Origin of the sequence: Streptomyces sp. CC0208 (assembly GCF_003443735.1) — a bacterium.
Classification (GTDB): Bacteria; Actinomycetota; Actinomycetes; order Streptomycetales; family Streptomycetaceae; genus Streptomyces; species Streptomyces sviceus.
On record NZ_CP031969.1, the window covers coordinates 8,629,789 to 8,654,675 of the forward strand.

Here is a 24,887-nt window from a genome sequence, read left to right on the forward strand (position 1 = left end):
AGCCCCGGCCCGCCGCCCCCGGGGACCGGCCGTCCCTCAGGCCACGCGGATCCCCACGATGCAGGTGTCGTCGTCCGTGTCGGACCTGCTGTGCGTGAGCAGACGGTCCAACTGCTGGTCCAGCGTGGGCGGGACCGCCCGCGCCACCGTCAGGAACTGCGCCAGGGACTCCTCCACGGACCGGTCCCTGCGTTCGATCAGACCGTCCGTGTACATCAGCAGCGTGTCGTCGACGGCGAGCTGGACCTCGTGCTCCTCGTACGTCGCCTCCGGTACGGCGCCCAGCAGCAGCCCCGTGACCAGCGGCAGCGGTGCCGCCTCCGAGTCGCGTACCAGGACCGGCGGCAGATGTCCGGCCCGCGCCCAGCGCAGGGTGTGGTTCTCGGGGTCGTACAGGCCGCAGACCGCGGTGGCGGTGACGGCACCGGTCAGGTGGTGGGCCACCATGTTGAGCCAGGACAGCAGCTGGCCGGGCCCGGCGCCGGTCACGGCGAGCCCGCGCAGCGCGTTGCGCAGCACGACCATGCTGGTGGCCGCCTCTATGCCGTGGCCCGCGACGTCGCCCACGCACAGCAGCACCAGCCGGGACGGCAGCACGACCGCGTCGTACCAGTCGCCACCGACCAGATGCTGGGTCTCCGCCGGCCGGTAGCGCACCGCCACGTCCAGCCCGGGAACCTCCAGCGGCGCCCGCGTCGGGGGCATGATGGCGTGCTGCAGTTGGAGGGTCAGCCGGTTGCGTTCGCTGGCCTGCTGCTCGCTGTGCGCGAGCTGGTCCCGGGTGGCGGCGAGGGCGACCTCGGTCCAGTGGTGCGCGGAGATGTCCTGGTAGGCGCCGCGCAGCATATAGAGCTGACCGGCGGAGTCCAGAACCGGCTCCGCCACGACCCGGATGTGGCGGGTGACCCCGTCGGGGCGTTGCAGCCGGAACGCGGTGGACGCGGGACGGCGCTGATGGAGCACGGTGCGCAGGAACCGGCCGATGGCGACGCCGTCGTCGGGGTGGGCGTGGGCGGGCAGCTCCTCCAGCGGCACGGGGGCGTCGGAGAGGGGCCTGCCGTAGAGGTTGTAGAGCTGGCCGTTCCAGGTGATCTCGCCCGTCAGCAGGTTCTCCTCGAAACCGCCGATGCGGCCCAGCCGCTGGGCGTGCTGGAGCAGGCTCGCCAGCCGGGCCGTCTCGTCCTCGATCCGCCAGATCAACAGGACACTGTCCCCGTGCCGGCTGACGTTGACGTCGGCGACCGCCGCGAGCGGGACGTCATCCACCAGGGCGGTCAGCCGCATGCGGTGGGCGCGGAAGGGCTCGCCGGTGGCGTACACGCGCTCCACCCGCTCGAACAGTTCGCTGTGGCCCGCGGCCATCGGGTACGCCTCCAGCAGCATCGCGCCGTTGACGGCGCCCCGCGGGCGGCCGGCCGGGTCGAGGAAGCGGCTGTTGACGTGGTGGATGCGGAAGTCGACGAGGTGCCCGTCGGAGCCCCGGTGCGGCACCAGCACCAGGGCGGGATCGTGGAGCCCGTCGGCCAGGTCCATCAGTTCGGCGACGTCCGGCAGGACGCGCGGGCTCTGGATGTCGTCGGGGTGCTGGGGCGCGTTCGTCTCCAGGGTGTGCGCGCACAGCTCGGCCAGCGCCTCGATCTGGCGGACGATCGCCGCGGGAGGGGGCTCCAGCGGCGTGGACCAGACGATCTCCAGTACGCCGTGGATGCGCCCGCCGGTCTCGGCCGGTACGGCGACCCGGCCCCCGTCGGGGTGGTGGTGCTGCCCGATGGACGGCAGGCCGGTCTCGGACAGACTGCGGATCCATTCCCCCGCGCGCTCGGTGAGCCCGCGGCGTGCCACGGTCGTCACGCCCGGCGGCACATGGCGCCAGCGTCCGGCCTCGGCCGTGGAGAACCCCGCGCTGCCCGCCAGCGCGAGGGACCCGTCGGCTCCCAGGGCCCAGATGGCGACCGCCTCCGCGCCCAGCGGGGTGAGCGCGTGCTCCAGCAGGGAGTCGGCGACCGCCTGGGTGTCGTCGGCGGCCAGCGCCCCACTCTCCGCGGCACGCAGTCGTACGGCGGAGGAGTGCCCGTCGGGCGGGTCGGCGGAGGCGGTGGCTTCGAGGAAGGCGTTGGTCACCTCCGACAGCTTGTCGCGCGAGGCCTGGTTGATGACCTCGACGGCGAACTCCAGCGAAGTCACGCCCGCCTGCGCCGCGAGCTCGGCGAGCTGCCGGGAGGCCTGCGCCGGACCACAGCGCAGCCGCTCGACCAGGATGCCCTTGGCCAGTTCGATCAGGGCCCGCCCGTCCGCCTCGGCCTGCGCCGCCCGCACCTCCCGGCGCAGCCGCTCGACGGTCGCCGCCAGCCGGCCGACGGGAGAGGACTCCCCGTCACGGTCGTCGCCGTCGACGGCGGACCGGTTGTCCACGGGGGCACTCTGGGGTTCGGACGGCTGACGGAGATCACTCACGGTGGGCCTGTTCCTCGGCTTGGACGTCACGCGGTCGGCTGGGGGGCGCTGCGTGCGCTCACCCCGGCAGCCACCGTCGGACGCGGGCGATGAGGTCGCCGGTGTCGACGGGCTTGGTGACGTAGTCGTTGGCACCGGACGCCAGGCTCTTCTCCTGATCGCCCGGCATGGCCTTCGCGGTGACCGCGATGATGGGCAGATCCGCGTACTGCGGCATCGCACGGATCTCCGCGGTGGCGGCGTAACCGTCCATCTCCGGCATCATCACGTCCATCAGGACCACCGAGATGTCGGGGTGGGCGAGCAGCATCTCGATGCCCTTGCGGCCGTTGTCCGCGTGCAGCACACGGAAGCCGTGCAGCTCCAGCACCCCGCTGAGCGCGAACAGGTTGCGCGCGTCGTCGTCGACCACGAGGACCGTCCGGCCGAGGAAGGAGTCGTCCACCACCTGCGCCACCGGACGCTGCGGATCGTCCGAACGCACCAGCGACAGCACGTCGCCCGGCTGCTCGGCGGACAGGTGCAGGGTGATGCGCTCGCGCAGGTCGTCCAGGCTGGACAGGAAGTCCAGCGGACGGTCGCCCGCCAGGGCCCGCAGGCCCTGTTCCTGGACGAGGTCCACGCGGTGTCCGGTGTGGATCAGGACCGGCACGCTGTCCAGCGCCGAGTCGCCGCGCATCGCCTCCAGGAAGTCGGCGCCCTCGTCGTGCCGCATGCCGAGTTCGAGGACGACACAGTGGCAGGGGTCGGCCGCCAGCGTGCTCGCCGCCTCCTGCGCCCCCACCGCCGTGATGATGTCGATCCCCCCGTGCGGATCGTCGGAGTCGTAGGCGAGGTCCGCCACTGCCCGCTCGGCGACCAACGTGAGCAGACCACGCGGGCGCTCCTCGATGACCAGCAGCCGGCGCCGGCGGTGCTCGGGGGAGGGCGCGGGAGCGACGAGCTGCCGGGGCCCGGACACCTCCCCGGCGGCGGAGATCTCGTACGGCTGCTCCGCCGACCGTCCGCCGCTCTCCATCAGTTCCTCGAAGTCGGGCCGCGCGACGGGCAGGTACAGCGTGAACGTGCTGCCCTGCCCGGGAGTGCTGTCGACGGTGACCGCGCCGCCCAGCAGATGGGCGATCTCCCGGGTGATGGACAGTCCGAGCCCGGTGCCGCCGTACTTGCGGCTGGTCGTCCCGTCGGCCTGCTGGAACGCCCCGAAGATCGTCTCCAGCTGCTGCTGCGGAATCCCGATACCGGTGTCCTTGACCCGGAACGCCACGATCGGACCGCCGCGGTGCACGCCCGACGGCACCTCCCGGTCGGCGGCGGGTTCGATCCGCAGCTCCACGCCGCCCTGCTCGGTGAACTTCACCGCGTTCGACAGCAGGTTGCGCAGGATCTGCCGCAGCCGGGAGTCGTCGGTGAGCAGGTCGGCCGGGGTGCCGGGCGCGGTGGCGACCGTGAACTCCAGGCTCTTCTGCGTCGTCATCGGCCGGAACGTCGCCTCGACGTACTCCAGGAGCTGGCGCAGCGGCACCCGCTCGGGCGCGACGTCCATCTTGCCCGCCTCGACCTTGGACAGGTCGAGGATGTCGTTGATCAGCTGGAGCAGGTCCGAGCCCGCAGAGTGGATGATGCCCGCGTACTCGACCTGCTTCGGAGTGAGGTTGCGGGAGGGGTTCTGCGCCAGCAACTGGGCCAGGATCAGCAGGCTGTTGAGCGGGGTGCGCAGCTCGTGGCTCATGTTGGCCAGGAACTCCGACTTGTACTTGGAGGCCAGCGACAACTGCTGCGCGCGGGTCTCCAGCTCCTGCCGGGCCTGTTCGATCTGGAGGTTCTTGGCCTCGATGTCCCGGTTCTGCGAGGCCAGCAGGGAGGCCTTCTCCTCCAGCTCCGCGTTGGAGCGCTGGAGTTCGTCCTGCTGGACCTGCAACTCCTCGGAACGGGCCTGGAGTTCGGCGGTCAGCCGCTGGGACTCGTCAAGGAGCTCGTCGGTGCGGACGTTGGCGACGATGGTGTTGAGGTTGACGCCGATGGTCGGCATCAGCTGCGCCAGGAAGTCCTGGTGGATCTTCCTGAAGCGGCTGACGGAGGCCAGCTCGATCACGCCGAGGACCTGCTCCTCGACCACGATCGGCAGCACCACCAGAGCGGTGGGCGCGGCGTGCCCGAGACCCGAGGAGATGCTGACGTACCCCTCGGGGAGCTCTTCCACGGTGACGCTACGGCGGTTGCGTGCGGCCTGCCCGACCAGCGAGCGCCCGACCGGGATGCGGGTGGGCCGCTCTTCGTCGTCGGGATAGCCGTACGAGCCCACCAGCCGCAGTTCGTGCCCGCGCTGGGTGTCCTCCGCCAGGTAGAAGGCGCCGTACTGGGCGGCGACCAGCGGGGTGAGCTCGTCCATGATGAGCTCGGCGACCACGGGCAGGTCACGGTGGCCCTGCATCAGGCTGGAGATCCGGGCCAGGTTGGTCTTGAGCCAGTCCTGCTCCTGGTTGGCCCGGGTGGTCTCGCGCAGGGACTCCACCATGGAGTTGATGTTGTCCTTGAGCTCGGCCACCTCGCCGGAGGCCTCCACGTTGATCGAGCGGGTCAGGTCGCCCTCGGCGACGGCGCTGGCCACCTCGGCGATCGCGCGGACCTGCCGGGTGAGGTTCCCGGCCAGCTCGTTGACGTTCTCGGTGAGCCGCTTCCAGGTGCCCTCGACGCCCTCCACCTCGGCCTGTCCGCCGAGGCGTCCCTCACTGCCGACCTCGCGGGCGACACGGGTGACCTCGGCGGCGAAGGACGACAGCTGGTCGACCATCGTGTTGATGGTCGTCTTCAGCTCCAGGATCTCGCCCCGGGCGTCGACGTCGATCTTCTTCGACAGGTCGCCGTTGGCCACCGCGGTCGTCACCAGGGCGATGTTGCGCACCTGCCCGGTGAGGTTGTTGGCCATCGAGTTGACGTTGTCCGTCAGGTCCTTCCAGGTGCCGGCCACGTTCGGCACGTGCGCCTGACCGCCCAGCCGTCCCTCGGTGCCCACCTCGCGGGCCACCCGGGTGACCTCGTCGGCGAACGCGGAGAGCGTGTCGACCATCGTGTTGATCACGTCCGCCAGGGCGGCGACCTCGCCCTTGGCCTCGACGGTGATCTTCTGCGAGAGGTCGCCGCGGGCGACGGCGGTGGCGACCTGGGCGATCGAACGGACCTGCCCGGTCAGGTTGGAGGCCATCACGTTGACGTTGTCGGTGAGGTCCTTCCAGGTTCCCGACACGCCCCGCACGATCGCCTGCCCGCCGAGGTTGCCCTCGGTGCCGACCTCGCGGGCGACGCGGGTGACTTCGTCGGCGAAGGCGGAGAGCTGGTCGACCATCGTGTTGATGGTGTTCTTGAGTTCGAGGATCTCGCCGCGGGCGTCGACGGTGATCTTCTGGGAGAGGTCGCCCTGCGCCACCGCAGTGGCCACCTGGGCGACGTTGCGGACCTGCGCGGTGAGGTTGCCGCCCATGAAGTTCACGGAGTCCGTGAGGTCGCGCCAGGTGCCCTTGACGCCCTTGACGTCGGCCTGTCCGCCGAGCCGTCCCTCGGTGCCGACTTCTCGGGCGACGCGGGTGACTTCGTCGGCGAAGGCGGAGAGCTGGTCGACCATCGTGTTGATGGTGTTCTTGAGTTCGAGGATCTCGCCGCGGGCGTCGACGGTGATCTTCTGGGAGAGGTCGCCCTGCGCCACCGCCGTCGTCACCTGGGCGACGTTGCGGACCTGGGAGGTGAGGTTTCCCGCCATGAAGTTGACCGAATCGGTGAGGTCGCGCCAGACGCCGCCCACCCCGGGCACCTGCGCCTGTCCGCCGAGGCGTCCCTCGCTGCCGACCTCGCGGGCGACGCGGGTGACCTCGTCGGCGAAGGCCGACAGCTGGTCGACCATCGTGTTGACGGTCTCCTTCAGCTGAAGGATCTCCCCGCGCGCGGGCACGTCGATCTTCTGGGACAGGTCGCCCTTGGCCACCGCGGTCGCCACCTGGGCGATGTCACGGACCTGGGTGGTCAGGTTGCCCGCCATGGCGTTGACGGAGTCGGTCAGGTCCGCCCAGGTGCCGGAGACGCCGGGCACCTCCGCCTGGCCGCCCAGCGTGCCCTCGGTGCCCACCTCGCGGGCCACCCGGGTGACCTCCGACGTGAACACGGACAGCTGGTCGACCATGCCGTTGAAGACGGTGGCGATGTCGCCCAGCAGACCCTCTCCGTCGGACGGCAGCCGGGTGCCGAAGTCGCCGTCGCGTACGGCGGTCAGCCCGGCCAGCAACTGCCGTAGTTCCTGCTCGCCCGGGGCCTGTTCGCGGTCCTCCGTCGACGTGCTGGTCATGCGCACCCTCGTTCCGCTCCCCAAGAGCCCCCGCACCGGGGACTCGGAACCGTGCCGGGCTCTGGAAGGGCCCGCTCACCAGCGACAATCCCGCACCCCACGGAGCTGCCCGATGAGAAATCCGTCGAAGATTAACCCAGGTCCGGAGCAGCGACAAAAGGTTGGCGGAAGGGTTGTGACATGGCGAAAAAAGACCCCATGAAGGTGGCATGAGGTGCGTGACCCCGGGTACTCGTTTCCTTTTTCACGAGTCCCGAGGTGAGGCCAGGGCGTCCTCCAGGGTCTCGTGAAAGGGGATGACGGTGTCCAGTCCCACGAGCTGCAGAGTGCGCAGCACAGTGCCCCGCACCACCACGAGCCGCAGCCATCCCCCCACGGCCTGGGCGGACTGGAAAGCGGCGATCAGGGCGTTGACACCGCTGGAGTCCATGAACGTGACCCGGCTCAGATCGATGACGACCCGTCGGCCCACGGCGGCGTCCGCCCGAGCCAGGGCCCGCGTCAGGCCGCCCACGCTCTGGTGGTCGATCTCTCCGTCGAGGCCGAGCACGGTGATGCCGTCGGCGTCGGTCCGGGCCACGGACAATGTGCCGTGACCCGCTGCTTCCCGGTTCTCTGCCACTTGCGTCCTCTGCGCACTCGATGGGGGCTGTCACGTCCTTGGTGCCACCGCTGCCCCGGAAGTCCTCCCACGATGCATGAGAGGGCCCTTCAGTTCGTCGGCAGCACAGGAACAGCGCGGCACAGGCGTAAGGCGCGCATCACGGGGTATGCGCGCGCTCATGAACGGGGTACTGGAGATGGTCGGCGGGGCTCGGGTCCTGCCTGAGGAGTGTTCGCGGATGCCGGAAGCCGCACCTGCCGAGGTGACCGTGGCCCTGGACGGAGCGGACGGCTGTATCGCCGACGCCCGGGCCCAGACCTCCAAGTTTCTGACGCGGGTGCAGGCGGAGTACGGGCTGCCGGTGTCGGCCCGCACCATGGACCTGGGGCAACTGGTGGTCAGCGAACTGGTCACCAACGCGCTGAAATACGCGCCCGGGCCGGTGCTGCTGCACCTGCGCATCGCCGACGGCATGCTGGAGATCGAGGTCTGGGACACCGACCCGACCCTTCCGCTGGCTCGCGCCGCCGACGCGGGGCGGGTGGGTCAGCACGGTCTGGAGATCGTGATGGCGGTCGTCCAGGGAATCGAGGCGCGCCGGGAGCCGGTCGGCAAGTGCGTCACGGCCCGGCTCACCTTGTTCGACGAGTCGCAGTAGGACGTCCCGGGCTCGCGGGCTGCCCCCGCAGACGTCATTCGGCAACGATCGCCTTCTCGGCGGCCGTCCTGATCCGGGTGCCGAAGGCGGGGGCGTCCTTGCGGGCCGCGGCCAGCGCCAGGCCGACCAGCAGTCTGCCCAGACCGTGACCTTCCAGGACGTTGAAGATGCTCACGCGAGTCCTGCCGTCGGCCAAGGGCTCCAGATCGTAGCCACCCTCGCGCACCGTCACGCTGTTCTTGGACACCTCGGTCCAGCGGATCCTCACCGGCGCTTCGAGTTCGGTGATGCGGAACTCACGGGCGGTCTTCATGCCGGCGTCCTTGACGGTGCTCCGGAAGACCGTGCCCACGGTGGTCGGGGTGTCCGGGACCCTCTCGATCCTGAGGACCCGGGGACTGAACTGAGGATCGTTGCGCCCGTCGGCGAGGTAGGCGAACACCTCCTGCACCGGCCGGTCGATCGCCACCACCGCTTTGAACTCTCCGGACATGGGCACTCCTCATCGGTCGGGCCGCAGCGGGTGCGCGCCTTTCCTCACCGGACGGGTGGCGGACCCCGCGCCGGCTCGCGTCCGCGGCTCGGCCGACCTGTGACCCGGCCGTGGGGCCCCTGTTGCCTGCGGCACCGCGACCCTACGGGAGGACCGGACATCACGCGAGACCAACGGTGACCGCGGCAGCGCCCGGACCGGGCAGGGCCGGCCGGAACCGGTGCATCCGGCCGGGGGGTCACGACAGAAGCTCTCCGTACACACACTCCTGGAGGTGTCCGTGGCTCGTCGCCATCGTCTGATCCGAGTCAGTCCGAGTGCCGTGTGGGACGTCCTGGCCGACGGTCACCGCTATGCGGAGTGGGTCGTGGGGACCGCGCGGTCCGAGCCGGTCCGGGGGCACTGGCCGCACAAGGACGCCGCGATCCGTTTTCAGGTCCGGCTCGGCCCGCTGCGACTGGAGAACGAGACGGTCGTACGCCACTGCGAGGAAGGCGTCGAACTGGAGCTGGAGGCCCACGCCGGCGCGCTGGGCACGGCCCGCATCGCCGTCGAACTGCGGCCGTGGGGCGAGCACTGCCTGGTCCTCGTGGACGAGCACCCGTTGCAGGGAGCCGGTGGCCGGCTGCACAACGTCGGCTTCGACGCGCTGATCCAGCTGCGTCACCGCACCATGCTCGCCCGACTGGCCCGGCTGTGCGAGAGCACGGCCCCCGACGCCCCGCACCTGGCGCCCGTCCCTTCGGCGGTACCGGGTGTGGAGGGAACGGGCCATGCCTGACGCCGTGGTGATCGGCGCGGGCCCCAACGGTCTGGTCGCCGCCAACGTGCTGGCGGACGCCGGCTGGAGCGTCGACGTCCTGGAGGAACAGCCGGAGCCGGGCGGCGCGGTGCGCCACGACCGCGGGGTCGACCCCGCCTTCGTCAACGACCTCTTCAGCTCCTTCTACCCGCTGGCGGCCGCCTCCCCGGTCCTGGCCGCACTGCGCCTGGAGGACCACGGACTGCGGTGGAGCAACGCGCCGAGCGTGCTCGCGCACCCCCTCACCGACGGCAGCTGCGCCCTCCTGGACCGCGATCTCGACACCACCGCCCAGTCCCTCGACACCTTCGCGCCGGGCGACGGGGACGCGTGGCGGCGGCTGCACGACGTGTGGCTGAGCCTGGGCCCCGACCTCCTGGACGCACTGTTCACCCCCTTCCCGCCGGTCCGCGCGTCGGCCCGCCTGGCGTGGCGGCTGCGGGCCGCGGGCGGGCTGCGGATGGCCCGGACGCTGGTCCTTCCGGTACGGCGGCTGGGGGAGGAGGAGTTCCGCGGGCAGGGCGGCCGGCTGCTGCTGGCGGGAAACGCCCTGCACGCCGACCTTGCCCCGGAATCCGCGGGCAGCGGCGGCTTCGGCTGGCTGATGGCCATGCTGGGGCAGACGTACGGCTTCCCCGTCCCCGTCGGCGGCTCCGGCGCCCTGACGCAGGCCCTGGCCCGCCGGCTGCGGGCCCGGGGCGGGCAGGTGCGCTGTGGTCAGCGCGTCGAGGAGGTCGTCGTCCGCGGCGGCCGGGCCGTCGGCGTCCGTACGGCGGCCGGCGACGCGGTACCGGCTCGCCGGGCGGTGCTGGCGGACGTGTCGGTACCCGCGCTGTACGGGAGCCTCGTCGCCCCCGAGCACCTGCCCTCGCAGCTCCTGGAGGACCTGCGCCGGTTCCAGTGGGACTTCGCCACGTTCAAGGTCGACTGGGCGCTCGACGGCCCGGTGCCCTGGCGGGCCGAGCAGGCGTCCCGGGCCGGCACCGTCCACCTCGCCGACGGCGTCGACGAGCTCACGCGCTTCGCAGCGCAGCTGGCCATGCGGCAGGTCCCGGACCGCCCCTTCCTGCTGTTCGGGCAGATGACCACCGCCGACGCCACCCGTTCCCCGCAGGGCACGGAATCGGCCTGGGCCTACACCCACGTCCCGCACGAGATCGGGGCCGACGCCGGGGACGAGGGCATCACCGGTGACTGGGACACCAAGGACCAGGAGCTCATGGCCGACCGGGTCGAACAGCAGGTGGAACGGTTCGCGCCAGGATTCCGCGGTCTTGTCCGCGGCCGCCGCATCCTGGCGCCCCCGACCCTCCAGGCCCTGGACGCCAACCTGGGCGGCGGCGCCATCAACGGGGGCACCACCGCCCTCCACCAGCAGCTCGTCTTCCGCCCCGTGCCCGGCACCGGGCGCCCGGAGACCCCCGTCCCCGGGCTCTACCTGGCCTCCTCCGGCGCCCACCCGGGCGGGGGCGTGCACGGAGCGCCGGGTGCCAACGCCGCGCGGGCCGCCCTGCACCGCCACCGGCCACCCGGGCTCGCGCGCGCCCAACGGCTCCTGACCGGCCGCGACCGCACCGGAAACAGACGCTGACCCACGACGCCGCCCGCCGGGGCGGCCGTATGTGTCGAGGAGGACCAGTGAACGCACCCGAGGAAGCCCTCGGCGGCCCCGACCGCGACCATCGGCGCCCCGCAGGGGTCGACGACACGACCGTCGAGGCTCTCGGGGCGCTGTCCAAGGCGCTGGAGACGACCGAGCGGGCCAGGGGCCGGCTGTACGACTTCCACCAGCTGACCGGCACCGCCGACCTTCAACTCGACCGTGCCGTCCGGCTGTTGGAGGAGGCGGGCCACCCAGAATGGGCCGCGAAGGTCCGCTCGGAGATCCTCGGACGCAATGTCATCCCCGGGCACTGGACCTTTCAGATCGTCGAGGCCTACAACGCCACCTACTACCGGCCCTTCCAGCGGTTGGAGACGAGCGCGGTGCAGGAACTCGCGCGCGGCCGTGACCACTTGTACGAGGCGGAGATGAAGGAGGAGCGCCGCACTGCCGGACACCCCGACCACGCCGCGCGCCCGCCGGTCTGCGAGAGCTGAGCCCGGGCGTACCAGCAGTCCGCTCGACGGCCGGACGGTGGTCGTCACCGGAGCCGCCCGGGGGCTTGGGCGCGGCCCTGGCCCGCGAGAGGACTCTCCTGGAAGCGGTCGCCGCATCCCTGCCGGGACCGGCCCTGGCCGTCGAGGTCGACGTCACCGACCCGGACGCGCCGGCCTGGCTGCGCCTGACCCAACCCGTGCGCGGCCGACCGCGGCTGCGTTGCGAGAACTGAACCGGCACGAGGCCGCGGCATGGCCATCTCCCCGTGACCGTTCGCCCCCACCTGTTGCGCCGCAACGGCGGTTTCGCCCCGGGCCTTGGCCGACCGGGTGGTCGGTGTCCGGTGTCCGGGGCGAAACCGCCGGGTGCCTCACCGCGTGGCGGTGTCGGCGGCGGTCCTGGTCAGGAACGCCGTGCGCGGCGGGTGCCGTAGAGGGCGGCGGCACCGAGGGCGATCACCGTGGCCGCGCCGCCGGCTATCAGGCCGACCGGCGCGCTGGAACCGGTCTCGGCCAGCGGCGGGGTGCTCTCGCTGGGCGAGGGCGCCGGGCCGGTGGGGGGCGTCGACTCCAGCGGAGGGACGTCCGGGGTGGTGGGCGGAGTGCTGGAGGTGGGGGGCGGGGTCGTGGACGTGGCCGGGGGAGTGGTCTCGTCCGCGGGCGGCCGGCTGGCGGGCGGGCTGCTCGGGCTGTCCGGCGTGGACGGAGAGGCCGGCGGCGTGGGGGAGTTCGGCTGCTCGGGGGTGCACGACTTGTCGCCCCCGTTCCACGCGGCGATCAGGTGGTACGGCGTGACGACGTTGTCGGGCTGGTAGGGCGCGGGTCCGTGCCCCTCGCCCGACCCGCCGTCGTAGACGACGTCGTCGCCGTACAGGTCGATCTGCCCGTAGCAGTCCGGGGCCTTGACCGTGAGCTTCTGCCAGGTCTGCTTGGCCTCGTCGGCGCCGGGAAGGTCCTTGGCGCTGAGGTAGACCGTGGCGTGGTCGACGAGTGTCTGGAGACCGGAGGTGTACCAGTTGGGACCCTCGGTGGTGTACTCGGCCAGCGAAACCGGGTACTTGCAGCCCTCGCCGACCGTCTGCCCCGGAGCCAGCCGGACCTCGACGGTGCCGGGGGCGGCGGACCACTGGTGGAAGCCGCCCTGTGAGGTCCAGTCGGCATCGACCGGCTTTCCGGCGGAGTCGACGAGACGGTACTGAACGGTGGCCGTCTGGCAGCCGCCCGCGGGGGTGGCGCTGGCTGTGGCCGCCCCGAACAGGGGAGTGGCCGTGGCGATGAAGGCGGTCGCGGCGATGGCGGCCGACGTTCTGGAGCGTGAGAGACGCGTCAAGATATGTCCTGGCGGTTCGAGAATGTGGGAGGTGGTGAACGCGAGCAGCGGCGGCAGGCGGCGAGTGGGAAATGCAAGCCGTGGCAGAGCCACTCGTGTCACTTCGCTCGCTTCAGTCACAGCGAGTGAGCCGCATTCTTGTCTCTCTTCACAACCCCCGTCAATCTTTCACGAGTTCCGCACGTAAGGGCGTCCTGGCTTGCGTGTTCTGCCCTGATATCACGTGGAGGATCCGAGTTCCTGCGGCAGGTGTTCCCAGGCGATCCCGGTGTGCAGGACGAACAGGATGCCCTGGAACACCAGCCGGTCCGGATGCCGCTTGCGTCCCGGATGCCGGGACCGACACTCAACCTTGGGAAGCAGCGGCTCGATCACCGCCCACAGCTCGTCATCCACTTCCCACGGCTTCGGCCGCGCCACCCCGCACCCCCGGATCATCGGTCCTGGAGTGATCCAACCATCTCGAAGATCATTTCGTTAGGACTTCTAAGCCCGCGGCAATGGCGAAGTACAGGTCGGCTTGTGCTGGTTGATTCAGCCGGAGGCGGGCAAGGCGGTGCGCTGGACGCTGTCAGGGCGTCGTCGCCGATGGGAGAGCAGACTGGGCCCTGGGTGGTGAACCGATGCTTTAGGGCTCGCAGAGAATCAACATGCTGATTTGATCTCCGTGGGGCTGCTGTTCGCGAGGAACGCGGTGACGTCAGCAGGCGCGCGGAACCTGGCTGTCGAGGGAGGAATGGTGTGGCCGCGCTCGGCCACCCGAGCATGATCTGGCGAGATCATGAACGCGATCCTGTACGTGGACCGCAGCTTCGTCGAGCACGCCGCAGCCCTCGAGCGAGAACACCGTCTCCTGGCGCGACCCGACATCACCGGATCAAATCTGCATACCGGGATGAAACAACGGGAGAAAACGACCTCCTACTCCCCAGGGAGTAATCCGCAGCCGCCGTCACCCCCGGCAGTACGCGTCACCTCGCCCTCCCGCCCGACGAAAGCCGTGGTTCTCACCGGAAGTCTGGGGACCGAAGCAGACGTCACCCGGAGGGAGATCGGTCGATGAGGGCCGGAGAGACAACCGCTGCGACGAGGCTGGGGCCGGGGCGCGGGCGAGCCGTTCCATGGGCGGTGCTCGGGCTGTGGATTGCGGTGATCGCACTCGTCGGGCCGTTCGCGGCGAAGCTCGCCGATGTGCAGCACGACAAGGTCACCGACTACCTGCCGGCGAGCGCGGACTCGACACAAGCGGCGAAGATCGAGGAGAAGTTGCCCGGTGGCGAGACCACCGAGATGGTGCTCGTCTACCACCGGGACGGCGGGCTCAGCGCCGCCGACCGGGAGACCGCGGCCGGGCAGGTCGCGGAGATCGCCCGGGAGCACAGGCTGATCGACGGTGTTCCCGACGGGATTCCGTCCAAGGACGGCACGACCCTGATGTACCCGGTCGCCAGCAACGATCCCGGGGCGGACGAGGAGAAGCAGGACAAGCTCGTCACCGATGTCCGCGAAGTCGCCCAGGGCGAAGGCGGGTTGAGCGTCGATGTGGGCGGCACCGGCGCGCTGGGCACCGACTCAGGCGCGGTCTACGACTCGCTCGGCGGACCGCTGCTCTACACCACCATCGCCGTCGTCGCCATACTGCTGATCCTGATCTACCGCAGCCCCGTGCTGTGGCTCGTGCCCCTCGTCGTCGCCGGGATCGCCGACTACATGTCGATGGGCGTCGCCTACGGCCTCAACCAGGCCTTCGGCACGACCGTCTCGGGGCAGAGTTCGGGTGTGATGACGATCCTCGTGTTCGGGGCGGGCACGGACTACGCGCTGCTGCTCATCTCGCGCTACCGGGAGGAGCTGCGGCGCATCGAGCGACCGTACGAGGCCATGGTCGCCGCCCTGCGCGGCTGCGGGCCCGCCGTGCTCGCCTCCTCCGGCACCGTCGCCGCCGGACTGCTGTGCCTGCTCGCCGCCGACCTCAACAGCAGCCGGGGCATGGGCCCGCTCGGCGCCGTCGGCGTGCTGTGCGCGCTGATCGCGATGCTGACCCTGCTCCCCGCCGTCCTCGTACTGGTCGGACGGCGGGTGTTCTGGCCGCTCGTGCCCGCCTTCGGGAGCACGCCCAAGCAGCGGCGGAGCCTGTTCTCGGCGATGGGCAGCTCTGCCGGACGCAGGCCGCTGACCGTACTCGCGAGCGGTGCCGTACTGCTCGGCGCCCTCGCCCTCGGCTCACTCAACCTGCCGGGACCGCTCAAGCAGGAGGACTCCTTCGTCAAGAAGCCGGAGGCCGTCGTCGCGATGGAGACCGTTGCCAAGGCCTATCCCGGGCAGGGCAGCCAGCCCATCGACGTGATCACCCCGCAGGGGCGCGCCGACGAGACCCTCGCGACCGTCCGCGGCACACCGGGCGTCGGCAGCGCGGAGAAGGGGCGTACGGGAAACGGCTGGACCGAGATCGCCGTCTTCGCGAAGAGCGCACCCCAGTCGGCGGAGGAGACCGCCACCATCAAGTCCCTGCGGAACGAACTGAAGGGCTCCTACGTCGGCGGGGACAGCGCCCAGCAGATCGACCTGGAGGTCACCAACGCCCGGGACACGAAGATCGTCGTACCGCTCGTCCTCGTCTTCGTGATGCTCATCCTGATCGGGCTGCTGCGGAGTCTGGTCGCACCGCTGCTCCTGGTGGTCGCGGTCGTCGCGGTGTGGGGCGCCTCCCTCGGGATCGGCGGACTGGTCTTCGAACCGCTCCTCGGCCTCAAGGGCACCGATCCGGGGCTCGGACTGCTGTCCTTCGTGTTCCTGGTCGCCCTCGGCGTCGACTACGGCATCTTCCTCATGCACCGGATGAGGGAGGAGTCCCTGGCGGGAGCGGAACCCGCCACGGCGGCGCTCACCGCACTGCGCACCACCGGCGGCGTCATCGCCTCCGCCGGACTCGTCCTCGCCGCGACCTTCGCCGTGCTGACGAACATGGGCCTGGTGCAGCTGGTCCAGCTCGGCTTCGTGATCGCCGTCGGCGTCCTGCTCGACACCTTCCTCGTACGGACGTATCTGGTGACCAGTGCCAGCGTCGCCCTGGGCCGGAAGGTGTGGTGGCCGGGCGGGCTCTCACGGCAGCCCGGGCCGGCCGAACCGGCCGGGTCGAGCGGAAGGGGCGGACCGGCCGAGCCGCCCCGGCAGCCGGAAACCGTCAGTGCACCCTGAGCCCGCAGACCGAAGGCCTCGATCGAACGCTCTGATTCGAACACGCTGACCGTGCGCCTTGATCCGGCGGGCCCGCCTGGGCGCCTCTCCTTGAAGAGGGGCGCCCAGGCCCCCGCACGACTACCGGAAGATGGAGCAGTGGAAGAACGGGGAACGACCACAGGGGTACGCGACCGGTCGGCGGCGGAGACGGCGGCCGGTGGCGGCGGGCGGTCCCGTCTCGCCGAGCGCATCATGTCCGCCGTCAACCGCGAACCGCTGACCGCACCGCACCGCACCCGCAATGACGCGATCCTCGCGCTGGGAGTCGCCGTGCTCGCCCTGGCCATCACCCTGACGGGCGGCGAAGGGACCCGGCCCGACCATCTCAGCTGGATGCTGCTGCTCGCCGGGCACGTGCCCCTCGTATGGCGGCGGCGCAGTCCGTTGGTGGCCCTGCTCGGGGTGGTGGCCTGCATGGCTCCGTACTACGCCTTCGACTACAACCCTGCCCTGCCCGCCCCCGCGATCGTCCTGGCGCTCTACACCGTGGCGGCGACCGGCACCATACGCCGCACGCTGCTCACCGGTGTCGCCGTCCTCGTCCCGACACTGATCAGCAACGGCCTCACCAACTCGGACGGGGCGCTGGATGCCCTGGAGATCTCCGGCTGGATCATCGCGGTCCTGTTCGTCGGTATCGCCGTCCGCTACTACCGCCTGTACGTCGCCTCCATCGTCGAGCGGGCCGAACGGGCGGAGCGCACCCGGGAGGAGGAGGCCAGGCGCCGCGTCGCCGAGGAACGGCTGCGGGTCGCTCGTGACCTGCACGACCTGCTCGCCCACAGCATCACGCTCATCGGCGTGCAGACGTCCGTGGCGGCCCACGTCCTCACCGCCGACCCCGAACGCCTCGACCGCAAGGCCGTCGCCCAGGCACTGGACGACATCGCGGGGACCTGCCGGACCGCCCGGGGGGAACTGCGTACGACGCTGGAGGTGCTGCGGGCGCATGACACGGTCGTGGGAGTGGGTGCGGATCCGGGGCCCGCTTCCGTGTCCGGTTCTGTTTCCGGGGCCGAGGACATGCGGGGGCCGCTGCCCGGGATCGACGGACTGGCCGATCTCGCGGAGACCGGCCGGGTGGCCGGGGCCAAGGTCGAACTGTCCGTCCGCGCGGACGACATCCCGCCCTCCGTGGGCGCCGCCGCGTACCGGATCGTGCAGGAGGCGCTCACCAACGCCGTACGTCACGGCGGCCGCGAGGACCTCACCGTGCGAGTGGGTCTGTGGACCGCGGACGGCGCACTGCGGGTGAGTGTCAGGGACGACGGGACGGGCGGGGAGGACGGCCCGGGCGGCGGAGCGGGCCCGTCCGACGGCACGCCGGGGTTCGGGCTCATCGGGATGCGGGAGCGTGCCCGTAGCGTGGGCGGCACACTGGACGCCGGCCCGGGACCCGCCGAGGGCTTCGAGGTGACCGCCACACTGCCGCTGTCCCGGGAGGACGAGGTTCGATGACCATCCGCGTACTGCTGGCCGACGACCAGAACCTCGTACGGACCTCCTTCGCGATGCTCGTCTCGTCGGCAGGCGACATGGAGGTCGTCGCAGAGGCGGGCACCGGGCGGGAGGCCGTGGAGCTGGCCCGGTCGGCGCGGGCCGATCTCATCGTGATGGACATCCGCATGCCCGACCTCGACGGGATCGAGGCGACCCGGCTCATCGCCGCCGACGAGGATCTCGCGGGGGTGAAGGTGCTCGTCCTGACGACGTACGAGACCGACGAGCACATCGTCGAGGCACTGAGGGCCGGGGCGTCCGGCTTCCTCGTGAAGGACATCAGGCCGGCCGAACTCCTCGACGCCATCCGGACGGTGGCCGCGGGGGAGTCCCTCCTCTCGCCCGGCCCCACCTCGCGGCTGATCGCCCGCTTTCTGCTCGCGCCGAACACCGCGCCGAAACCCGCGCTGGGCGGGCCGAGCGAGCTGTCCGAACGGGAACGGCAGGTGCTCGCGCTGGTCGCGCGCGGTCTCAACAACGCGGAGATCGCCGACGCGTTGGGACTCAGTCCGCTGACCGCGAAGACCCATGTCAGCCGGATCATGGGCAAGTTGGGGGCGCGGGACCGGGCGCAACTGGTGATCGTGGCGTACGAGTCGGGGCTTGTGATACCTGGGACTGTCTGAGTTCAGGCCGACTTCGGGGCGGGTCCAGGTTGCGTTCAGGGGGAGGGCAGACAGTCGGAAGTGTTCGGTCCGCGTTCGTTCCGGCTCACTCAACCTGCGCAAGCGCTGGGCAGTCTTACCGGATGCCGAGATCGGAACAGGCATCCGACCGCTCGACCGAGGAGAGGGATGGCGAATCTGAACACGCAGACGATCTGGATTGACGCACGTGAACGACTGCCGCGGGAGGGTGTACCGGTGGCGGCGGCGATCACGGGCCGGTACCCGGCTGACAGCGCCGAGTCCGAGAACCCGGTGGAGGAGGCGTTCTGGCTGGTGAGGCCGATGTACTTCACGACTCGGCACTTCAGTGAGGACGGAACGGAACACAGGGACTGCTTCGTCGACTCTGACGGATATGTCCGTCTGCCCTACGGTCTTGCCGACGATGACACGGTGACTCACTGGGCTGAGCTGCCCACCCTGCCGGGCAGGACGACACACCTCGTTCTCGGGGACGACGTGCAGCCGGCGCTCCAGGATGCGTGGCGTGCTCGCCCTGGCACCTGACACACGTCCTGTTTCGGATGCGGAGTCGCTTGAACTGGTGCAGCCAGGCGAAGGCGCGCTTGTCAGCGAGCCCGTGGGGTAAGAGCCGTGCGGTCGAACGGGCCACCATGTGAGGCGGCGTACGTGACGGCCTCGTTGACGGCGTTGAGGCCGAACGACCGGACCCGTTCGGTGGCGAGGTCCAGGGTGCCCGAGGCAAGGAGCCGGATGATGCCGACATTCGCTGTACGCGGGTACATCCACTGGCCGCGCACGGTGATCGAGTTGCGCATGATCCATGGGTACGGGAGGGCGAGGTCGTCGCCGCCGAGCATGCCGACGCCGCCCATGAGAACGACGCGGCCGTATTCGCGCACGGTCATGGCTGCCGTGCGCGCTGCCGAGCTGGGTGCGCTCGGCGGTAGCAGGTCGATCACCATGTCGATCGGGCCGTCGGCCGCCGCAGACATCGCCGCGCGGTCGCCGGCCTCGTCCCCGGTGAGCGGAACCGGGCGCACGAGCGGACCGAACCGGTCGGCGAGGAGGTCGAGCGCGGCCTGGTTGCGGCCTGGGGCGACCACGCGGCCCGCCCCCATGGCAAGCGCCACCGCGACCGCACTGCTGCCGAGGTTGCCGGTGGCCCCGCTGACGAGCAGCGTCTCACCGGCTGCGAGCCCGCCGGCCAGCAGCCCGCCGTAAGGGATGACGTGCACGCCGAGCGCGGCCCAGCGGGCCGGGTCGTCCCCCGCCGCTGCGGGGAGCGGGAAGACGTTCTCCGTCGGGACCCGCATGAGCTCGGCGAACGACCCGTCGTGCAGGTACCGGGCGAGGCGCGCGCCGCCCTCGCCGCGGGAACTCCAGCCCTGGAGCGTGATGTCGGGCGTCAGGGCGTCATCCCGCGAGCGCACCGTCGAGTCGCACCACACCAGGTCGCCGGGGCGCAGCCGGGTGGCGTCGGGGCCCACGTGGACGACCCGCCCGACGCCGCCGACCCCAGGCACGACGGGAGGGAGCAGGGGGTAGTTCCGCTCGCCGCTGAAGACCTCAGCCGCGTAGGGCGCCACGCAGGCGGCGAGGACCTCGACCACCACCTCGCCGCCGCCGACCTCGGGGTCGGGGACCTCCCGCACCGTGAGCGGGGCCCCGAACTGCGTCAGAACTGCTGCTCGCACGTAATGACCTCCGTGTTCGTCCGTGTTCGTCGGGATCGACACTAGGAACCCGGCGGGCATGCGGGAAGCGACGATCCAGCATCTGTGGTATGCGTATCTCGCATGGACATCTCCAGCACAGGCCTACGAGTCCTGCGGCAGATCGCCGAGTCCGGCAGCTTCACCGCAGCAGCCACCCGGCTCGGCTACACACAGTCGGCGGTCTCACGCCAGGCCGCCGCCCTCGAACGAAGCGCGGGCACCGCCCTGTTCGAACGCCGCCCTGACGGAGTGCGGCTCACCCCCGCGGGCCTGACTCTGCTGCGCCACGCTCGCACGATCCTGGACTGTCTGACGGCGGCCGAGCGCGACCTCACCGGCACCGTCCCGCGTACCGAACTGGTGCGGCTCGGACTGTTCCTGAGCGCGGGCGCGGCCATCCTGCCGCTCTCGCTCACCCGCCTCGCGGCGACCGACCCGCAGATCACGGTCACGACTACCGAGGGCACCACGCCCTCCCTGGTCCGGGCACTGCGCGCGGGCTCGATCGACCTTGCCGTGCTGACGTCCCGCCCGCCTCACCGGCCTTTGGACGGCGAGTCGCCGCGCCTGCACGCCGAGACCGTCATGGACACCGAACTTGTCGTGGCGGTGCCTTCGACAGGAGAGTTCGCCGGCCGCACCGCGGTGCACGTCGACGAATTGATCGACGTCCCGTGGATTGCCGCCCCGGCGACGAACGCCGAGCCACTGCTCGGCGTCTGGCCTGGCCTGCCCGGACGGCCGGACGTCGTCCACTGCGCGCGCGACTGGATGACGAAGCTTCAGCTGGTCGCCGGTGGCTTCGGGGTGACGACGGTACCCTCGCGACTCTCGCCAATGCTGCCGCCCGGGGTGAGCCTGCTGCACGTCGAAGGCGCACCTCCCGAGATCCGCCGGGTTCTCGTGGCGCGGCTCCCCGGCCGCCCCACACCGGCGATCACGGCCGTCACCCGAGCAATTGCCTCGACCACCTGACCCGTGCCGCCGGCCGTCAGATTCGGTGCCGTAGCCCGCCGAGGGCGCGCACTATCGCCTGTACGTCGGCATTGGCCTCCGCGTTTCACTTGCGGTGGCGTCCGGATCTTGATCGGAAACGCGAAAGTGCCTCCTGAACTGGGATAATGAGGCTTGTCCAGGGCTTCTGTCACCACAGCGAGAAGGTACTTCTGACTCCACACCACCGGGTCGCGTCCCAAGCTTGTCGTCTCGGCCGACGGCCGCGGGGTGGTCAGCCACGATGGATCCCGCCTGCTGGCCGATCTCGCCGATGGCATCGGCCCGACCGGCGCGTTCACGGACGGGCTGCGCAGGCTGCGACCGCGCGGTACCGGGCGCGACCCCGGGCGGTCGCGGTCGATCTGGCGGTGATGCTCGCCGACGGTGGCGAAGCACTAGCGGACCTGACCCTGCTGCGGGAACCAGATAGAGGTTTTTGGCCCGGTCGCCTCCACTGCGACCGCCTGGCGCGTACTCGCGGACATCGGTCCGGCCGCACTCACTCGCCTGCGCTCGGCGAGAGCCGTCGCCCGGGAGATCGCCTGGCTCCAGGCCGCTGAGACCACCGGCGGCATACCCGCAGCCCGCGCCGGTGGCCGCGACCTGCCGAGCCTGGTCCTGGACCTCGACGCCACCCTCGTCACCTGCCACTCGGAGAAGAACAGGCAGCGCCGACCTACAAATGTGGCTACGGCTACCACCCGCTGCTGTGCTTCCCGGACATCACCGGCGAAGCCCTGGCCGGGGTACTGCGGCCGGTCATTGCCGGCGCCGACACCGCCGCCGACCACATCGCAGTCCTGGACGCTGCCTTGGCCCAGATCCCCGACGCCCACCGCCACGGCACCGACATCCTCATCCGCGCCGACAGCGCCGGAGGCGCGAAAGTCTTCCTCGCACACGTTCGAGCACTGCGCGAGCGGGGAATCCACACCTTCTTCTCCGTCGGATACGCCGTCACCGAACCAGTCCGCCGCGCAATCCGTGCCCTGCCCGACCGCCTGTGGCACCCCGCGCTGGAGCAGGACGGCACCCTGCGCACCGGCGCCGAAGTGGCAGAACTGACCGGAACGGTGGACCTGGCCGACCACCCGGACGGCACCCGGATCATCGTCCGGCGCGAGCGCCCACATCCCGGCGCCCAGTTGTCCTTGTTCGATCTCGACGAGGGCATGCGCCACCAGGTCTTCCTCACCGCCCCCCACGGCGAAGGCTCCCTGCAGCATCTGGAGGTCCGCCACCGTGCGCACGCCCGCGTCGAGGACCGCATCCGCTGCGGCAACAACACTGGTCTCGGCCGCTTCCCCTCCCGCCACTTCGCCATCAACGCTGCCTGGCTGGAGCTTGCTCTGACCGCCGTCGACCTGCTCGCCTGGACCCAAGTTCTGCTACTGAACGGCGAATTGGTCTCCGTCGAGCCGAAGAAGCTCCGCTATCGGCTGCTGCACGCAGCCGCCCGCATCACCCGCGGCGGGCGCCGCCCTTACCTGCGGATCTCCACTACCTGGCCCTGGTGGAGCACCCGACCCGAGCGTCGGGCCTCAGCCATGCTCGCCTGACGGCAAGCGGCCAACAACCACGGTTCGCCGCGATCAGCCCGGCTGATCACTCCCAACCGAAACGCGGAGGCTAGTGCTGGCAGTCGACGCAGCACCCGGGGAAAGCGCAGGGCACCCGCACCACAAACCTCATTAAGTCACGACCGTCTCACTGGACTTGAAATCCTCCGGCAGCCCCCGGACTTCGGGCCCGGTTGCGACGGGTCTTGATTCTCGTGCGGGTGTCGAACGGTGCTCCGGAGAGTACTCCCGTCGAAGTAACGTCGTACCGCCTGTCTCCCGAGGGATGACGACCGCAGTATGACGAAACAGCACAGAATCGGGCCTAGCGTTGGGGCTATGCCGGAGCTTGATAGTCCACTGCGGAGGTTCGGGGTGGCCACCAGGGCGCTGGCGACGGCGTTCCCTGTCGCCGCATGCGGGGTCACACGCCGACAACAGTGCGGGGCCCGCTGCGGCCAGCCCGCACAGCGCGCACGCGGGCGGTTGTCCGCTCCACCACAGCCGCTGCGCACCGGCGAGCGGTTCCTCGCCCCGAGCGCTGCAGCGGTGGGCGAGCAGGGCGCGAAGACCCCCTGAAGCATCTCGCAGACGGATGCCGTAGGGATACCTCACCACACAAACGCCTGAAGAGAGGGACTGACATGAAGCCCATGGGACGCCGCGGCTTTCTCACCGCCAGCACGGCACTTGGCATTGGTGCCGGCTTGTCCACGCACGCCATTCTCTCGGAAGCGAGCGAGAACGAGACTTCGGACAAGACTTCGGACATTTTACGGCGGGACCAGGACCTGCCCTTCATCGGCACGGAGGAGACCTTTTCGACTCCCACGTTGTTGAAGCTGAACTCCATCAATCAGGATCACATAGCGTTCCTTGAGGAAATTGGTCTTTCGGATCTAGGTCAACGCCGCATCGGCGATATGGATGCGGGGGGACTCAACGTTCAAATCCTCTCTGCTCATACACCCTCCGTGCAAAATGTCCCTGGACAGAGGGGCATCGACCTTGCCCATCGTCTTAACCGGCAACTCGTAGACGGGCCAATCGCCAAATATCCGGACCGCTTCAAGGCTTTCGCCACCTTGCCCTTGCAGAGCCCGGAGGCAGCGGCGGACGAACTGGAACGCTCGGTTCGGGAAGATGGCTTCTTGGGCGCACTGACCAACGGACACATTGCGAAGAAGTATCTCGATCATCCCGATTTCGAGCCTGTGCTGGCACGTGCCGTTGCTCTCGATGTGCCGATCTACCTGCATCCCGGCTATCCAGCTGACGAGGTCTTCAAGATCTACTACAGCACCACGCGGTCTGAATACACGGAAGAGTACCAAGACTACATTTTCAGTGGGTCTGGATATGGCTGGCACCAGGAGGTGTTGATCCAATGCATTCGGATGATCGCGTACGGGGTTTTCGACAGATTCCCCAAACTGAAAATCATCATCGGCCACATGGGTGAAGGTCTTCCCTTCTACTACGAGCGGATCGTGAATGACATGGGCGAGCCGACCAAAGGCTCGCTCGAGAAGCCCATCGGGCAATACTTCCAGGACAACTTCTGGGTCACAACCAGCGCATTCCCCCAGACCGAACTGCTCGATCTCCTGCTGAAGTACATAAGCGTGGATCGAGTGATGTTCGCAACCGACTACCCGTTCGCGGACGTAAAGGAGCAGACCGACTGGTTTCGCGGAGTCGATTTGCCGCGCGAAGACAAGGAAAAGATTGCATTCCGAAATGCAGAGAAACTGTTCAGAATGAAAGTGCCCGTGAAGTGATACGCCGATGTCGGGCCGGAGTGAAAGAATGCTTTTCTGTAAGGCGAGAGTATGTACGGCCGAAGTATGCGGTGCGCGGCTGCCCCATAACGCGGTCTCATACAGGCTCTTCTAAAGGGTGTTGCACAAGGCTCTGAACTGGGCATCTCCCTTGTATGGCTGGGGTTGGCAACGGCACGCTGCAGGGCCGGCCGTGGTCGCTGCCGTTGGCCGAGCGGGTGCTGATGGTGCGGTCTACTACCGCACCAACCTGACAATGCGGCAGCTGGGTCCGCTGTTCGGGGTCTCGTCCTCCACGGTCTGCCGTGTCGTCCAGCGGTTTGGCCCGCTGCTGGCACTGGAGCCGGTCTCCCGTCCGGCTGAGGTGGCCGACCGGTTGTGGATCGTGGACGGCACCCTGGTCCCGGTCCGCGACCGAAACGTCGGCTCCTCGTCACGCAACTACCGGTTCTCCGCAAATGTGCAGGTCATCGCGGATGCTGACACTCGTCTGGTGATCGCCGCGGCCCGGCCGGTGCCGGGCACCACCGCGGACGCCCATGCCTGGCGCGCCTCCGGCCTGGCCGAGCACTGCCAGGACGTGACTGTGCTGGGCGACGGCGCCTACCTCAACTAACCGACATCACGAGTGCAAGTTCAGTACGACGACACGCACGACGCCGCGTCCTGCTCGGTTCCGAAGGCGTAGTC

Annotated in this window: 17 protein-coding genes and 3 pseudogenes; 13 read left to right on the forward strand and 7 right to left on the reverse strand. The window is 70.0% G+C overall.

Annotated features, from left to right (window positions below; translation table 11 throughout):
- Positions 1 to 36 precede the first annotated feature (36 nt).
- From D1369_RS39640 to D1369_RS39650, 3 genes are all read right to left on the reverse strand, one after another.
- Positions 37 to 2,412: a SpoIIE family protein phosphatase gene (locus D1369_RS39640; RefSeq protein WP_240436196.1), complete on the reverse strand. Its 2,376-nt coding sequence runs from the start codon at positions 2,410 to 2,412 to the stop codon at positions 37 to 39.
- Positions 2,413 to 2,512: 100 nt separating this feature from the next.
- A complete protein-coding gene (locus D1369_RS39645; RefSeq protein ID WP_007379605.1) occupies positions 2,513 to 6,787 on the reverse strand; it encodes a HAMP domain-containing protein in 4,275 nt (1,424 codons plus the stop codon).
- A 244-nt stretch (positions 6,788 to 7,031) separates the two neighbouring features.
- Positions 7,032 to 7,367 carry an STAS domain-containing protein gene (locus D1369_RS39650; RefSeq protein ID WP_106433461.1) on the reverse strand — a complete coding sequence of 112 codons (336 nt, stop codon included), beginning with the start codon at positions 7,365 to 7,367 and terminating at the stop codon, positions 7,032 to 7,034.
- Positions 7,368 to 7,629: 262 nt separating this feature from the next.
- Here D1369_RS39650 and D1369_RS39655 point away from each other — a divergent pair, with 262 nt between their 5' ends.
- A complete protein-coding gene (locus D1369_RS39655) occupies positions 7,630 to 8,049 on the forward strand; it encodes an ATP-binding protein (protein ID WP_237557585.1) in 420 nt (139 codons plus the stop codon).
- Positions 8,050 to 8,083: 34 nt separating this feature from the next.
- On the opposite strand, the gene D1369_RS39660 is transcribed toward D1369_RS39655, so the two are convergent.
- The gene (locus tag D1369_RS39660; protein WP_007379602.1) at positions 8,084 to 8,542 is read right to left on the reverse strand and encodes an SRPBCC family protein; all 459 of its coding nucleotides are present in this window, start codon (positions 8,540 to 8,542) and stop codon (positions 8,084 to 8,086) included.
- A gap of 280 nt (positions 8,543 to 8,822) precedes the next feature.
- Between D1369_RS39660 and D1369_RS39665 the strand changes: the two genes are divergently transcribed.
- The 4 genes from D1369_RS39665 to D1369_RS43235 all read left to right on the forward strand — a co-directional run bounded on the left by D1369_RS39665 (position 8,823) and on the right by D1369_RS43235 (position 11,677).
- On the forward strand, positions 8,823 to 9,323 hold the full coding sequence (locus tag D1369_RS39665) for an SRPBCC family protein (RefSeq protein WP_082319544.1): 501 nt from the start codon (positions 8,823 to 8,825) through the stop codon (positions 9,321 to 9,323).
- Entirely contained in the window at positions 9,316 to 10,935 is a 1,620-nt protein-coding gene (locus D1369_RS39670) for an NAD(P)/FAD-dependent oxidoreductase (protein ID WP_118083026.1), read from the forward strand. The genes D1369_RS39665 and D1369_RS39670 overlap by 8 nt, the downstream gene beginning before the upstream one ends.
- A gap of 29 nt (positions 10,936 to 10,964) precedes the next feature.
- Positions 10,965 to 11,444: a hypothetical protein gene (locus tag D1369_RS39675; protein ID WP_118083027.1), complete on the forward strand. Its 480-nt coding sequence runs from the start codon at positions 10,965 to 10,967 to the stop codon at positions 11,442 to 11,444.
- Positions 11,445 to 11,509: 65 nt separating this feature from the next.
- Positions 11,510 to 11,677, forward strand: coding sequence for a hypothetical protein (locus tag D1369_RS43235; protein ID WP_240436131.1), 168 nt, complete (start codon positions 11,510 to 11,512; stop codon positions 11,675 to 11,677).
- Positions 11,678 to 11,847: 170 nt separating this feature from the next.
- On the opposite strand, the gene D1369_RS39685 is transcribed toward D1369_RS43235, so the two are convergent.
- Complete coding sequence (locus tag D1369_RS39685; protein WP_118083028.1) at positions 11,848 to 12,774, reverse strand: hypothetical protein; 927 nt, start codon at positions 12,772 to 12,774, stop codon at positions 11,848 to 11,850.
- A gap of 231 nt (positions 12,775 to 13,005) precedes the next feature.
- A pseudogene (locus D1369_RS39690) lies at positions 13,006 to 13,194 on the reverse strand (transposase); the annotation flags it as partial.
- 639 nt (positions 13,195 to 13,833) lie between these two features.
- Here D1369_RS39690 and D1369_RS39695 point away from each other — a divergent pair.
- The 4 genes from D1369_RS39695 (at position 13,834) to D1369_RS39710 (ending at position 18,689) form a co-directional block, all read left to right on the forward strand.
- The gene (locus D1369_RS39695) at positions 13,834 to 15,972 is read left to right on the forward strand and encodes an MMPL family transporter (protein WP_118083029.1); all 2,139 of its coding nucleotides are present in this window, start codon (positions 13,834 to 13,836) and stop codon (positions 15,970 to 15,972) included.
- 234 nt (positions 15,973 to 16,206) lie between these two features.
- Positions 16,207 to 17,472 (forward strand): histidine kinase, encoded by a 1,266-nt coding sequence (locus D1369_RS39700; protein ID WP_106433577.1) that lies wholly within the window; start codon positions 16,207 to 16,209, stop codon positions 17,470 to 17,472.
- Entirely contained in the window at positions 17,469 to 18,140 is a 672-nt protein-coding gene (locus D1369_RS39705; RefSeq protein WP_007379596.1) for a response regulator transcription factor, read from the forward strand. The genes D1369_RS39700 and D1369_RS39705 overlap by 4 nt, the downstream gene beginning before the upstream one ends.
- A 168-nt stretch (positions 18,141 to 18,308) precedes the next feature.
- Positions 18,309 to 18,689 carry an AQJ64_40280 family protein gene (locus D1369_RS39710; RefSeq protein ID WP_007379595.1) on the forward strand — a complete coding sequence of 127 codons (381 nt, stop codon included), beginning with the start codon at positions 18,309 to 18,311 and terminating at the stop codon, positions 18,687 to 18,689.
- 62 nt (positions 18,690 to 18,751) lie between these two features.
- Here the strand turns inward: D1369_RS39710 and D1369_RS39715 are convergent, their stop codons facing one another.
- On the reverse strand, positions 18,752 to 19,840 hold the full coding sequence (locus D1369_RS39715) for an alcohol dehydrogenase catalytic domain-containing protein (protein WP_162951049.1): 1,089 nt from the start codon (positions 19,838 to 19,840) through the stop codon (positions 18,752 to 18,754).
- 102 nt (positions 19,841 to 19,942) lie between these two features.
- On the opposite strand from D1369_RS39715, the gene D1369_RS39720 reads away from it, so the two are divergent.
- The 4 genes and pseudogenes from D1369_RS39720 to D1369_RS39735 form a co-directional block, all read left to right on the forward strand.
- Positions 19,943 to 20,836, forward strand: a complete 894-nt coding sequence (locus D1369_RS39720; RefSeq protein ID WP_007379592.1) for a LysR family transcriptional regulator — start codon at positions 19,943 to 19,945, stop codon at positions 20,834 to 20,836.
- A 249-nt stretch (positions 20,837 to 21,085) separates the two neighbouring features.
- Positions 21,086 to 22,416: pseudogene (locus tag D1369_RS39725) on the forward strand (IS1380 family transposase).
- A 644-nt stretch (positions 22,417 to 23,060) separates the two neighbouring features.
- Positions 23,061 to 24,197, forward strand: a complete 1,137-nt coding sequence (locus D1369_RS39730; protein ID WP_050789660.1) for an amidohydrolase family protein — start codon at positions 23,061 to 23,063, stop codon at positions 24,195 to 24,197.
- Between the two features lie 182 nt (positions 24,198 to 24,379).
- Positions 24,380 to 24,807 (forward strand): annotated as a pseudogene (locus D1369_RS39735) (transposase family protein); the annotation flags it as partial.
- Positions 24,808 to 24,887: the final 80 nt, after the last annotated feature.

What these genes read in the sequence shown, in the direction of transcription:
- D1369_RS39645 (WP_007379605.1), bottom strand. Translation starts at nt 6,787, where the DNA reads ATGACCAGCACGTCGACGGAGGACCGCGAACAGGCCCCGGGCGAGCAG.
- D1369_RS39655 (WP_237557585.1), top strand. Translation starts at nt 7,630, where the DNA reads ATGCCGGAAGCCGCACCTGCCGAGGTGACCGTGGCCCTGGACGGAGCG.
- D1369_RS39660 (WP_007379602.1), bottom strand. Translation starts at nt 8,542, where the DNA reads ATGTCCGGAGAGTTCAAAGCGGTGGTGGCGATCGACCGGCCGGTGCAG.
- D1369_RS39670 (WP_118083026.1), top strand. Translation starts at nt 9,316, where the DNA reads ATGCCTGACGCCGTGGTGATCGGCGCGGGCCCCAACGGTCTGGTCGCC.
- D1369_RS39675 (WP_118083027.1), top strand. Translation starts at nt 10,965, where the DNA reads ATGTGTCGAGGAGGACCAGTGAACGCACCCGAGGAAGCCCTCGGCGGC.
- D1369_RS39695 (WP_118083029.1), top strand. Translation starts at nt 13,834, where the DNA reads ATGAGGGCCGGAGAGACAACCGCTGCGACGAGGCTGGGGCCGGGGCGC.
- D1369_RS39700 (WP_106433577.1), top strand. Translation starts at nt 16,207, where the DNA reads ATGTCCGCCGTCAACCGCGAACCGCTGACCGCACCGCACCGCACCCGC.
- D1369_RS39705 (WP_007379596.1), top strand. Translation starts at nt 17,469, where the DNA reads ATGACCATCCGCGTACTGCTGGCCGACGACCAGAACCTCGTACGGACC.
- D1369_RS39710 (WP_007379595.1), top strand. Translation starts at nt 18,309, where the DNA reads ATGGCGAATCTGAACACGCAGACGATCTGGATTGACGCACGTGAACGA.
- D1369_RS39720 (WP_007379592.1), top strand. Translation starts at nt 19,943, where the DNA reads ATGGACATCTCCAGCACAGGCCTACGAGTCCTGCGGCAGATCGCCGAG.
- D1369_RS39730 (WP_050789660.1), top strand. Translation starts at nt 23,061, where the DNA reads ATGAAGCCCATGGGACGCCGCGGCTTTCTCACCGCCAGCACGGCACTT.